At 54.1% G+C, this 12,910-nt stretch carries 9 protein-coding genes; all 9 read right to left on the minus strand.

The genetic code is table 11. The annotated features are described in order from the left end of the window. Positions 1–2: 2 nt before the first annotated feature. On the minus strand, positions 3–1,148 hold the full coding sequence (gene meaB / locus IC804_RS03700; protein ID WP_081157285.1) for a methylmalonyl Co-A mutase-associated GTPase MeaB: 1,146 nt from the start codon (positions 1,146–1,148) through the stop codon (positions 3–5). After that, positions 1,145–3,340: a methylmalonyl-CoA mutase gene (gene scpA / locus IC804_RS03705; RefSeq protein ID WP_008879779.1), complete on the minus strand. Its 2,196-nt coding sequence runs from the start codon at positions 3,338–3,340 to the stop codon at positions 1,145–1,147. Before scpA ends, meaB begins: the two co-directional genes overlap by 4 nt. Next, a complete protein-coding gene (locus tag IC804_RS03710) occupies positions 3,324–5,372 on the minus strand; it encodes a methylmalonyl-CoA mutase family protein (RefSeq protein ID WP_081157288.1) in 2,049 nt (682 codons plus the stop codon). The genes scpA and IC804_RS03710 overlap by 17 nt, the downstream gene beginning before the upstream one ends. A 759-nt stretch (positions 5,373–6,131) precedes the next feature. Next, the gene (locus IC804_RS03715; RefSeq protein WP_008879782.1) at positions 6,132–7,538 is read right to left on the minus strand and encodes a sensor histidine kinase; all 1,407 of its coding nucleotides are present in this window, start codon (positions 7,536–7,538) and stop codon (positions 6,132–6,134) included. Between the two features lie 3 nt (positions 7,539–7,541). Continuing rightward, complete coding sequence (locus IC804_RS03720; protein WP_008879783.1) at positions 7,542–8,216, minus strand: response regulator transcription factor; 675 nt, start codon at positions 8,214–8,216, stop codon at positions 7,542–7,544. After that, positions 8,213–9,190, minus strand: coding sequence for a YncE family protein (locus IC804_RS03725; protein ID WP_081157286.1), 978 nt, complete (start codon positions 9,188–9,190; stop codon positions 8,213–8,215). Before IC804_RS03725 ends, IC804_RS03720 begins: the two co-directional genes overlap by 4 nt. Positions 9,191–9,312: 122 nt before the next feature. Then, positions 9,313–10,638, minus strand: a complete 1,326-nt coding sequence (locus IC804_RS03730) for a dihydrolipoamide acetyltransferase family protein (RefSeq protein WP_008879785.1) — start codon at positions 10,636–10,638, stop codon at positions 9,313–9,315. A gap of 198 nt (positions 10,639–10,836) precedes the next feature. After that, positions 10,837–11,820, minus strand: coding sequence for an alpha-ketoacid dehydrogenase subunit beta (locus IC804_RS03735; RefSeq protein ID WP_008879786.1), 984 nt, complete (start codon positions 11,818–11,820; stop codon positions 10,837–10,839). A 14-nt stretch (positions 11,821–11,834) separates the two neighbouring features. Beyond that, positions 11,835–12,830, minus strand: a complete 996-nt coding sequence (locus tag IC804_RS03740) for a thiamine pyrophosphate-dependent dehydrogenase E1 component subunit alpha (protein ID WP_008879787.1) — start codon at positions 12,828–12,830, stop codon at positions 11,835–11,837. Positions 12,831–12,910 lie beyond the last annotated feature (80 nt).

Below are 12,910 nucleotides of genomic sequence, written 5' to 3' on the forward strand. Positions count from 1 at the left end.
TATCATATTTGACCGCCAATCCCCCGTTCATACGCTTCGATCAGCTCCCTGACAGCGGCAGTGACCGGTTTCGAGCCGGAAATAACGCTGTTCTCAAGCGCCGGGAGCTTTTCTTTCACGATCGGATCGGCGAAAAAGCGCGTTTCTACATATTCTTTGATCATCGCATGCATCCAGTCTTTTTGTTGCTGGCGGCGGCGGTCATCAAACACGCCGGATTGCTTCGTCGTTTTGACAAACGTTTCAATGACTTGCCAAATGTCGGCGATTCCTTCTCCCAACAAGGCGGAGCATGTGTACGCTTTCGTCTGCCAGCCGGGCGTGGCCGGGCGCAAATAGTGAAGAAACTGATTGTACTCTTTTTGCGCGGCCCGCGCTTTTTCTTTATTGTCACCGTCTGCCTTATTGATGACGATGGCATCGACCAGCTCCATAATGCCGCGCTTCATCCCTTGCAGTTCGTCGCCGGCGCCAGTTAACGCCAAAAGAAGGAAAAAATCAACCATCCCACGGACGACAAACTCGCTTTGCCCGACGCCGACCGTCTCAACGAGGATAATGTCATAACCGGCCGCCTCGCAAAGCATCATCGTCTCCCGCGTTTTCCGGTGCACGCCACCAAGCGCCCCGCCTGATGGAGACGGACGGATGAAAGCGCGCGGATTCCGGGCGAGCGTCTCCATCCGTGTTTTATCGCCGAGGATGCTGCCGCCGGTCAACGAGCTCGTCGGATCGACGGCTAGGACGGCGACGCGATGCCCCTGTTCGCATAAAAACGTACCGAACGCTTCAATGAACGTGCTTTTCCCCGCTCCCGGCACGCCAGTAACGCCGATGCGAATCGAACGGCCGACATGCGGCAACAATTCATTCAACACTTGTTGGGCAAGCTCTAAATGCCTCGCCGCATTGCTTTCAACAAGCGTAATCGCCTGGGCTAAAAGGGTGCGGTTGCCGGCCAGCACTCCTTGGACGTAATCAGCGACCGACCGTTCTTTTCGTTTCACAAGCCGCTTGGGCGCCGGCGGGCGCTTAGCTTGCACGTACGATGACGCGCTCTCGCCGTCCACCCATTCCGGACGCTTCCCTTGACCGTCTACCGCACCTTCGCCGCCTGCTCGTTCTTGTTGTTTCTCTTCACCGTTCATTCGCTCACTTCCTCATAGCCGAGTCGAGCATAAATTTCGTCTAATACGGTTTCTGCCGCTTCCGGAATCACCGTGCCCGGTCCGAAGACGGCAGCGGCTCCGTGCTCATATAAAAACGCGTAATCTTGCGGCGGAATGACGCCGCCGACGATAACTAAAATATCGTCGCGGCCAAGTTTTTCGAGCTCCGCAACGAGCTGGGGCACGAGCGTCTTATGTCCACCGGCGAGCGAACTGATGCCGACGGCGTGTACATCGTTTTCGACCGCTTGGCGCGCTGTTTCTTCCGGTGTTTGAAACAGCGGTCCGATATCAACGTCAAACCCTAAATCAGCAAACGCGGTGGCGATCACTTTCGCCCCACGGTCATGGCCATCCTGTCCCATTTTTGCGACCAACAGGCGCGGACGCCGCCCTTCTAGTTCCGCGAACTGCGCCACTTTCGCTTTCACCCGTTCAAGCTGCGCTTCATTTTTATACTCCGAGCTGTAAACGCCGCTGATCGAACGAATCGTAGCGCGATGACGCTTCGCCACTTTTTCAATGGCGTACGAAATTTCTCCGAGTGTTGCACGAACGCGCGCTGCTTGGACGGCGAGCTCAAGCAAGTTTCCTTCGCCCGTTTCCGCCGCTTTCGTAATCGCAGCAAGTGCTGCTTCGACTTGCTCGTTATCGCGCGTCGCCTTTAGCTCGTTCAGTCGTTCGATTTGCCGCTCGCGCACAGCAGTGTTGTCAACTTCCAAAATGTCGATTGGCTCTTCTTTTTCCGGACGGTATTGATTGACACCAATAATCGTTTCTGCTCCTGAATCGATGCGCGCTTGACGCCGAGCTGCCGCTTCTTCGATACGCATTTTCGGAATGCCAGTTTCGATCGCTTTCGCCATTCCACCTAAGCTTTCGATTTCTTCAATATGCGCCCACGCCCGCTTCATCAATTCGTTTGTCAACGTCTCGACGTAATACGAGCCGGCCCACGGGTCGATCGTCCGACAAATGCCCGTCTCTTCCTGCAAGTACAGCTGCGTATTACGGGCGATGCGTGCCGAGAAGTCGGTCGGCAAGGCAATCGCTTCGTCAAGGGCGTTCGTATGAAGCGACTGCGTATGCCCCATCGCTGCCGCATGCGCTTCAATGAGCGTACGCACAACATTGTTGAACGGATCTTGCTCGGTCAAACTCCATCCCGATGTTTGCGAATGCGTCCTTAATGCGAGCGATTTCGGATTTTTCGGATTGAACGTTTTCATCATTTTCGCCCACATGAGACGCGCCGCCCGCATTTTCGCCACTTCCATAAAATAGTTCATGCCGATCGCCCAGAAAAACGACAGCCTTGGAGCGAATGAATCGATGTCAATCCCCGCTTTCAGACCGGTGCGCACATATTCGAGCCCATCGGCAAGCGTGTATGCCAGCTCCAAGTCGGCCGGCGCCCCAGCTTCCTGCATATGATAGCCAGAAATGCTGATGCTGTTGAATTTCGGCATGTATTTGGCCGTATAGGCGAAAATATCAGCAATGATGCGCATGGACATTTCCGGCGGATAAATGTACGTGTTACGCACCATGTATTCTTTCAAAATATCGTTTTGAATCGTTCCCGACAGCTTGTCTTGCGTCACTCCTTGTTCTTCAGCAGTGACGATGTAAAACGCCATGATCGGGAGCACCGCTCCGTTCATCGTCATCGACACCGACATTTGATCGAGCGGAATGCCGTCAAACAAAATTTTCATATCGAGCACCGAATCAATGGCGACCCCTGCTTTGCCGACATCGCCGACAACGCGCGGATGGTCGGAGTCATAGCCACGATGGGTGGCAAGGTCAAAAGCGACCGACAGCCCTTTTTGCCCCATCGCCAAATTGCGCCGATAAAATGCATTGCTTTCCTCAGCCGTCGAAAAGCCGGCGTATTGGCGGATCGTCCACGGCCGTGCGACATACATCGTCGGATACGGCCCGCGCAAATACGGCGGCAAGCCGGGCATATAATCAAGGAAATCGAGCCCATCGATGTCTTTCTTTGTATAAAGCGGCTTCACCGCAATGTGCTCATTCGTCTGGAACAACAGTTCATCGATCGACGCTTGCACGCGCCGCTCCACCGCGTCTCTCCACTGTTTCTCATCCACATCGGCCGCTGCCGTGGAGAGCGTCATATTTGTAAAGTCAACGTACTTCGCCATCAAACGCCACCCCTCTTTCCGTGAGAAACGCCACAATGACATCGTAAGCGTTCGAACCGAGATGAATCGACCCATCTACGCCAGCAGCAGCATACGTTTTTTCGAGCTCTTCCGGCGGTTTTCCAGCAAGATACAGCTTCGCATTCGGCTTTGCCTGCTTAAACGCCTCGGCCAACGCGGGAACGAACGATGGATAATCAGCGTCGGCGCCGCAGATGACGTAATGCGTCCCGTTCGTGTTCCGCACCCATTCGACCACTTCCTCAACCGATGCGAAGCCGTTGCTCCGCTCGGCCGTCACCCCGCCGGCTGCAAACAGCCCGGCAATGAAATCGGTACGCGCCTGATGGCGAACAAGCGGTCCGAGCGCAATCAAATGAACGGTGAGCTTCTCTCCGGTGCGTTCCGCATGCTTTTCCGCCGCCTGTCGCAACTGCTCAAACGGCTCGGCTAAACGCCATGGCGAAATGGGCGTAATGCGTACAGGTGCCTTTCCATCTGCGAGCGCTGCCACCATTTCCCGAGCGGTTGCTCGACAACGAGCCGCACGAATCATCGCTTCCATCCATTTTCCATTCGCAAGCGTAGCGCGAAGATCCGACACCCGCGTTTCCTCTACCGGGAGCACCTCATTCACTTCAGCTTGTTCCGGCTTTTGAATCGGCGTTTCCGCCAAGTTCGCATACACATTCGTGCCGACGATTTTTTCTTTCCGCTGTTTGACGCGCTCAAGCCGCTGCTCGGCCACTGTCGCTACTTCTGCCTGCACGAAGCCGTCTTGAAGCGCTTGTTTCATACCGCCTTTTTCTTCAACTTGTTGGAACAGCTTCCATGCTTCTTCAGCGAGTTTAGCCGTCAATGTCTCAACATAATACGAGCCGCCCGCCGGATCGATGACATGGGCGAGATGTGCCTCTTCAAGCAAAATAAGCTGCGTGTTGCGAGCGATGCGCCGTGAAAACTCATCAGCGAGTCCGATCGCTTCGTCAAACGGTGACACATGCACGCCATCAGCACCGCCAACAACGGCCGCAAACGCTTCTGCTCCCGCGCGAAGCATGTTCACATACGGGTCGTACACGGTTTTGGTAAAGCGCGATGTGCGCACATGCAGTTCGATCCACCTTGCTGATTCACCGCCGCCAAACGCTCCGATCACTTGCGCAAACAACCGCCGCGCTGCCCGCAACTTGGCAATTTCCATGAAAAAGTCAGCTCCGACCGACAACGACACTTGCATCCGCGTAGCGATGTCATCGATAGTCAGACCACGATCCAGCCCTGCACGGATGTACTCGACCGCCGTCGCCAACGAAAACGCGAGCTCCTGCACAGCGTTCGCTCCGCCGTTATGATACGGCTCTCCACGCACGAAAATCGTGCGAACGGAAGGCATTTGTTCCTTCGCCCACTTCACCGCTTCCGCCATTTCATCATACAACCCATCGAGCGACCTCGGCAGCGCCCCGTCTTCTGCCCACACTCCAAGCGGATCCATACCGATCGCGCCGCGCACGACTGAGAGTGATATTCCTTGTTCTTGCAAATACGCAGCCAGCAACGCTAAAAACGGAAGCGACTGCGCCCCCGCGTCCACACGGAGCGAATAGCGATCGAGCGGCACGCCAGCAAACATTGCAGCCACATCATCGACCGACTGAACAGCAAACGGCAGCCGTTCAAGGGAAAGATGGATTTCCGTCTGTCCCTTTTGCAAGTCGTGCTTGACCGCCTCGTTCCATTCAGAGGGGCTCATTGCCGAAATTTCCTGGCTCACCTTCCATGGCTTGCTTCGATATCCTTCCGGCCGCGTCCCGCGCACGTACTGGCCAAAGCCCGGGTACTGCTCAAGCGAGCCGAGCGCCTCTACATCTCGGCGTGTATAAAGCGGCTTGACCGCTATGTTTTCGTACGTCATCGAATGAAGCCGCTCGAGCGGCTTTCCTTTCAGCGATCTTTCCGCTTCCCGCTCCCACTCCTCAACCGTCGGAGCTGAAAACGCCGCTTCCTTCATCTTCGCGACATCACTCATTTCCCCATCCCCTTTCGCGTCTTTCTCCAAAAAAAGAAACCGCTTTCGTTTTTCGCCGCCTTTTACCCACCTGAAGCCGTCAACGTCCGGAGATGTCTCATACCAAACGAGCAGATGCACTTCCGTGGGAAAAAACGGGTTCTATGTTTATTGTAGTACATAGGCTGATTTTGGGCAATGAACAAAAAGACGAAGAGTGAGACAAGACTTTGTGGGAACTTTTTTGCTTCACTAAGAACGTATGTGAACCAAAAAAGGTTAGTGAACCATTTTTGAATTGATATAGTCAGCGATTTCATAACCTCATCCCTGTTGCCGAATGAGGAATCGCTTTTTTTATTTCTCAATTCGAGAAACTTGGTTGGTTCTGTTCCATTGGTATGGTCAAAAAGTTGAGTTTTACCAGTCTTCCATGTAAAAAAGGTGTCTCATTGCTTTCGAGACACCCTAGGAAACTGGTTACTTAACGGAAAATGAGGATAAGTTCATTTAGTTTTTCAATTTAAGAAACTACATGCCCTCATGTTTCTTTTCCCCAAGATTGCTGGAAGGCAAACGGCTGATTTTCACCTACCTTCTATTCCGGAAAACGTTTCGTCAATCGATCACAAAGTCCTTCAACAAATGGAAAAGATATCGTCCCGATTTGTAAATTCCACAAAACTCCAACGCCCTCTATTTTCTCACATAAATCAACTTCCACTACTTGATCCACCAGGTCATGGATGAGACACATTGAAACTTCCACGTTTAGAACCCTTATTCCTCTTCTTGAACGAGCGGCAGGCGGACAGATACGGTCGTTCCTTGGCCGAGGTCGCTGTCGAACTGAATCGCACCGCCATGAAGGGCGACAATTTGTTTGACGATGGCAAGCCCTAAGCCAGTGCCTCCTTCTTTGCGGGTGCGGGCGCGGTCGACGCGGAAAAAGCGCTGGCCGAGAAGCGGAAGCTGGTCTTTCGGGATGCCTTTGCCCGTATCTCGGATCACGAGTTCGCCTTCTGTGTCTGAAAAACGGGAAAGCCGCACCGTCACCGCGCCGCCTTCCGGGGTGTAGCGGATGGCGTTGTCGAGTAAATTGCGCACGACTTGTTCGAGCCGATCGGCATCGCCGTCAACGATAAGCTCATAGTCGAGGTCGCACGTGAGTGTCAGCCGTTTTTGGGTTATGATTGGGCGATACATGTCCATGACATCCTCGATCACTTGGGCGAACGCCACTGGAGCGCGCTCGAGCGGCACGCTTTGCCCTTCAAGTTGAGCCAAATCGAGCAAGTCGCGGACGAGCCGCTCCATCCGTTCCGTTTCACGGTGGATGAGGCGAAGGTGCGACTGTTCTTCTTCCTTCGTTCTCGCCAGGCCGGAGAGGAGCGCTTCACTGTAGCCTTTTATATAGCTTAACGGCGTGCGTAATTCGTGCGAGACGTTCGCTAAAAATTCACGCTTTCGCTCGTCTTCTTTGGCGATGGCGTCCGCCATTTGGTTAAACGCTTGAGCGAGACGGCCGATCTCATCGTCCGTGCGCACTGAAATGGCTGCGCCATAATCCCCTTTCGCCATACGTCCAGCCGCTTTTTCCATCGCTTGGAGCGGCTCGGTCATTTGGCGCACCATTCGCTTGCCAACGAACAACAACGCGGCAGCGAACAAGGCAGCAAACGGCCAAAACGCGGCGGCTGCCCGTTTGGTTGCTTCTTGAACGTCGGCGAGGGGCATATACAAATAAATCGCTCCCTCAAGTCGCTTCTCATCAAGAAGCGGGACGACAACCGCCATCACACGGCGGTCGAAGCGCTTTTCATACCCCGTTTTGATCACCGGCTTGCCGTGCAGCAGCGTTTCCCGATCGCGACCGCTGACTAACGCGTCATAATGGACCGGAAACGGCCAACAAGCGCTCAATTCGCGCGGATTGTCAATCAACAAGATCGTTGCCGTTGATTTTTCGTCATACCATTCGATTTGACGCCGATAGGCCTCGGTGACCGTCCCTCCTCGATAATCATGAGCTAGGCTTGTCCCTTCAGCAATCAACATTCGTTCGACTTCTTTCACGTACACCGTTCGGTAAAAGTAATTTAACAGCAAAAATGAAAACGCCAGCGTCACGAAGATCGCCGCTCCGATCGACAGCCATACTTTTTGCCCTAAACGAAGCCGTTTCATCACTCATCCCTCAAATTTGTAGCCGATGCCCCATACCGTTTGAATATAGCGGCCAGCGTCTTTCAGTTTCATGCGCAGCGTCTTCACGTGCGTATCGACCGTGCGGGCATTTCCTGTGTAATCATATCCCCACACGTTGACGAGCAAATCGTCGCGGCTGAACACTTGACCGTGGTGCTTGGCCAAAAACAGCAACAGTTCAAACTCTTTTAACGTCAACCTCACCGGCTCGCTCCCAACGGTCACCTTCCGCCCTTTTTCATCGATCGCAAGGTTGCCAAATTGTAGCTGTCCATCGCGCTCGCGACCGCGCCACGTCCGGCGCAGCACCGCCTCAAGGCGGGCAATGAGCTCACCCGGGCTGAACGGCTTGACGATATAATCATCGCCGCCGAGCTTGAATCCTTTCACTTTATCCCACTCTTCGCCGAGGGCGGTCAAAAACAAAATCGGCACATCCGACTGCTCGCGAATGCGGGCACAGACGGAAAAGCCGTCTTGGTTTGGCATCATCACATCAAGCAAAATCGCATCAACCGAACGACGCGCCAACACCGTCAACGCTTCGTCACCGTCTCCGGCTTCCAAACAGCAAAAGCCGGCGTTTTCCAAATACATGCTGACTAACAGCCGCATCTCCTCTTCGTCATCCACGATTAAAACGGTCCGTTCACTCACGTTCGTCCCTCCCGAATCAGCAGTTGCAGCGGTCCATCCCCTGTTTTCCAACGAGCGAGCGGCCGCAACGTCGCCTCGTCGACCACGACGATTTCATCGCTGTCATAACTCGCAATATACAAACGGCCTCCTGCCGCTTCCATGGCAAACGGGTTGGCGCCGACGGACATGGAAGCAAGCCGGTTTCCGTCCGGCGCAAATCGGTGCATGGTGTTGGAGCCGTGGCTTAATACAAACACACCGCGGTCTGTTTCAATAAAATCAATCGGCATGACCGGGGCGGCGATCATCTGCCGCAACCGGCCGTCTGGCAGCGAATAGACATGGATGTTCGTTTCCACACGACTTCCGCTGCCGTGCCCGCCAACCCAAAGCTCCCCTTGCTGCTCGCGCACGAGTCCGCCCAGCGCCATCTTCGGCACGGCGAACGAACGAATGAGGCGATGGTGGACTGCATCAATGACAAAGGTGCGGCCAGCTTGAAAATCGATGGCGTACAGCTCCGTTCCAGCGTCATTAATAAGAAGGGTGAGTGGAGAATGGCCGACGCGCAGGCGGGTGAGTTCCTTGCCATTCTCGCTCCATACACGAACCGCATGGTGTTGGTTGTCGCCAAAAAACCATGTGCTGCCATCCGGCGTAGCGGTGGCACTGATGATGCCGCTCCCCGTTTTCCACTCGTCAAGCTGCTTCCCGGTGGCAAGATTGTAGCGATAGACCCGATCCAAATCAGGGCCGTACAACAGAAGCGTCCGCCTGTCCGGGCTTAGCGCGCCGCCGCGGAACGGTTTGTTGATTTTCCAACGAGCGATGACTCTCCCGTTTTTCGCATTCAAAAAGGTGACCGTTTCCCCTTTCACATCAAGGCTGATAACGACAGAAAGCGAGTTGTCTATCGGTGGAAACGATGGTTTGGCACAACCACTGATGACCCATAAGCATATACAAAGCACCCACACGCTCGCTCGTTTCATCTATGGCTTCCCCTTCGTACATGGACTTCTGTTTCCATTATACATGACATTTGTGAAAGAAGTTTGAAATCGTACCATGCAAAAACCCCCATCGCCACCGATGGCGATGGGGGGGGGGACCGTTAATAAACCGGTGTATTGTCTTTGTTCATGTTTTCCAAAATCGCTTTGACACGGGCGAGGAAGCGGCCGCAAACGAGACCGTCTAGGACGCGGTGGTCAAGCGACAGGCACAAGTTGACCATGTCGCGGATGGCAATCATGCCGTCTTTCACGACCGGGCGTTTGACGATTGTTTCCACTTGCAAAATGGCAGCTTGCGGGTAGTTGATAATACCCATTGACTGCACTGAGCCAAACGCGCCAGTGTTGTTGACGGTGAACGTGCCGCCTTGCATATCTTCCGGACGGAGTTTGCCGGCGCGCGTTTTCGCTGCCAGTTCGGCGATTTCGCGGGCAATCCCCTTGATCGTTTTCTCATCGGCGTGCTTGATGACCGGAACGAACAACGCATCATCGGTCGCGACGGCAATCGAGATGTTGATGTCCTTGCGCTGGATGATTTTATCGCCGGCCCACACCGAATTCAGCTGCGGGAATTCTTTCAACGCTTGAGCGACCGCTTTGACGAAAAAGGCAAAGTACGTCAAGTTGAAGCCTTCACGCCGCTTGAATTCGTCTTTGATGGCATCGCGATAAGCGACAAGGTTCGTCACGTCGACTTCGACCATCGTCCATGCGTGCGGCGCTTCGTGCTTGCTTCGGAGCATGTTCGCGGCGATCGCTTTGCGCACCGGGGTGACCGGAATTTCGATATCGCCCGCTCCTACTTCGATCGTTGGCACCGCTGGCTTCGTCGACGTCGTCACCGGCGCGGTTTGTGCGGCAGCAGCCGGCTGAGATGGAGCGACGTCCGGAGCTGTCGTCTCGACCTTTGGTGCCGCCTGTTCTGCCGCTTCCGCTTTCGGAATTTGGCCGGACTCGATCAACTTAAGCAAATCTTTGCGCGTCACTCGCCCGCCAAGACCAGTGCCTTTGACTTGTTCAAGGTCAATTCCATGTTCTTGGGCCAAACGGAGCACAGCCGGGGAGTAACGGCCGTTGTTGGCCTTGCCAGCCTGTTTGGCCGCGGGAGCTTTGTTTTCATTTTCCGTTTTCGTTCCTGCTGTCTCTTCCGTCGGCTTCGCTTCCGGAGCTGGTGCAGCGCCTTCGACTTCGATTGTGCAAATCGGGGCGCCGACCGGCAACGTTTCTCCTTCTTTGGCGATCAACTCGCGGATGACGCCGGCAAATGACGACGGAATTTCCGCGCTCACTTTATCAGTCATCACTTCGGCAACCGGATCGTATTTGTTCACTTTGTCGCCCGGGGAAACGAGCCATTTACTGATTGTGCCTTCCGTAACACTTTCCCCGAGCTGAGGCATCGTCAATTGTTCGATGGCCACATCGATACCCTCCTATCTCTGTTGCAATGTCTTTGCCGTGACATCCCCCGCCACATCCGCTTTGGGCAGGGGGGGAACCTCTTCACGGGATGGGACTCCTCCATGGATTTCCTTCTGTTCCACAATGTCAGGCGGCACCGAACCAACATTCCCCACTTTGCGATTTCTTCGAAGCGGGAGACGTCTTTTATTCACGCATTAAAATGCCGCTAATTCGCGCATCGCTTTTTCCACTTTTTCCGGGTTGACCATAAAGAATTTTTCCATCGTCGGCGCATACGGCATCGCCGGAACATCTGGACCGGCAAGGCGCATAATCGGCGCATCGAGATCAAACAAGCAATGTTCAGCGATGATGGCGGCGACTTCACTCATGACGCTGCCTTCTTTATTGTCTTCCGTAATGAGCAGCACTTTCCCGGTTTTACTTGCTGCTTCGATAATCGCTTCTTTATCTAACGGGTAAACGGTGCGCAAATCCAACAGATGGACCGAAATGCCGTCTTGGGCGACGCGTTCAGCTGCCTGCAAGGCGAAGTGAACACAAAGCCCATATGTGATCACCGTGATGTCATCGCCTTCGCGTTTGACATCGGCTTTGCCGATCGGCAATACATAGTCGTCTTCCGGCACTTCCCCTTTAATGAGACGATAAGCGCGCTTATGCTCAAAAAAGATCACTGGATCTTCATCGCGAATTGCTGCTTTCAGCAACCCTTTCACATCGTATGGCGTTGACGGCATGACGATTTTCAGCCCTGGCTGGTTGGCGAACACCGCTTCTACCGACTGTGAATGGTACAAAGCGCCATGTACCCCACCGCCGTACGGGGCACGGATGACAATCGGGCAGTTCCAGTCATTGTTGGAACGATAACGGATGCGCGCCGCTTCAGAAATAATTTGGTTAACTGCAGGCATGATGAAATCCGCAAACTGAATTTCGGCAATCGGGCGCAAGCCATACATCGCCGCACCGATGCCGACACCGACAATCGCCGATTCGGCAAGCGGCGTGTCGATGACGCGCTCTTCGCCAAATTGCTCATACAATCCTTGCGTCGCTTTAAACACCCCGCCTTTTCGCCCGACGTCTTCCCCTAATACAAACACGCGCGAATCGCGTTCCATCTCTTCGCGAATAGCCATCGTGACCGCATCAATATATGAAATAACAGGCATCGTCTAATTCCCCCTTACTCCTCGGCATACACGTAGCGAAGCGCATGTTCCGGCTCGGCGTACGGTGCTTTTTCCGCATAGTCAGTCGCTTCGTTCACTTGTTTCATGACACGTGCTTGAATGTCTTCATCAAGCGCATCAGTTAAGACACCGACTTCTTTTAAGTAATTGGCAAACGAGACGATCGGATCTTTGGCGCGTGCTTCAGCCAATTCTTCCTCAGTCCGGTAGACGCGGTGATCGTCATCGGACGAGTGCGACGTCAATCGGTATGTCACCGCCTCAATGAGCGTCGGCCCTTCACCGCGGCGAGCGCGGTCAGCCGCTTCCTTGACGACGCGGTACACTTCAAGCGGGTCCGTGCCATCGACCGTATAGCCCGGCATGCCATAGCCAATGGCGCGGTCGGATACTTTTTCGCACGCCAATTGTTTCGAAATCGGCACGGAAATGGCGTACTTGTTGTTTTCGCACATAAAGATGACAGGGAGTTTATGAACGCCGGCAAAGTTTGCTCCTTCATGGAAGTCGCCTTGGTTCGACGATCCTTCCCCGAACGTGACGAAGGCGACAAAATCTTTCTTTTCCATTTTCGCCGCCAAAGCAAAACCAACTGCATGTGGCACTTGTGTCGTCACAGGCGAGGAACCGGTGACGATTCGGTTTTTCTTTTGCCCGAAATGGCCCGGCATTTGTCGGCCACCGGAGTTCGGGTCTTCCGCTTTAGCAAACGCGGCAAGCATCAATTCCGTCGGCGTCATACCGAACGTCAAGACAACGCCCATATCGCGATAATATGGCAAGATGTAGTCTTTCGTCCGGTCAAGAGCAAACGCCGCGCCGACTTGCGCTGCTTCTTGCCCTTGGCACGAGATGACAAACGGAATTTTCCCAGCGCGGTTTAACAGCCACATCCGCTCATCGAGCTTGCGGGCGAGAAGCATCGTTTCGTACATTTGCAACACAGTGTCATCGCTTAATCCGAGCGCTTGGTGACGGTTTTGCGCCATCGGAACAACCTCCCTTAATTAAAAATCCATTGCAGCTCATTATGTAAGCTGCCTGTTGCCAATCTTTCGTCCTCATGCGG

Origin of the sequence: Geobacillus sp. 47C-IIb, from assembly GCF_014679705.1 — a bacterium.
Lineage (GTDB): Bacteria > Bacillota > Bacilli > Bacillales > Anoxybacillaceae > Geobacillus > Geobacillus thermodenitrificans.

Coding starts and splice junctions, on each gene's coding strand:
- scpA (WP_008879779.1), bottom strand. CDS start 3,340: ATGGCGAAGTACGTTGACTTTACAAATATGACGCTCTCCACGGCAGCG.
- IC804_RS03725 (WP_081157286.1), bottom strand. CDS start 9,190: ATGAAACGAGCGAGCGTGTGGGTGCTTTGTATATGCTTATGGGTCATC.
- IC804_RS03740 (WP_008879787.1), bottom strand. CDS start 12,830: ATGGCGCAAAACCGTCACCAAGCGCTCGGATTAAGCGATGACACTGTG.
- meaB (WP_081157285.1), bottom strand. CDS start 1,148: ATGAACGGTGAAGAGAAACAACAAGAACGAGCAGGCGGCGAAGGTGCG.
- IC804_RS03735 (WP_008879786.1), bottom strand. CDS start 11,820: ATGCCTGTTATTTCATATATTGATGCGGTCACGATGGCTATTCGCGAA.
- IC804_RS03715 (WP_008879782.1), bottom strand. CDS start 7,538: ATGAAACGGCTTCGTTTAGGGCAAAAAGTATGGCTGTCGATCGGAGCG.
- IC804_RS03710 (WP_081157288.1), bottom strand. CDS start 5,372: ATGAGTGATGTCGCGAAGATGAAGGAAGCGGCGTTTTCAGCTCCGACG.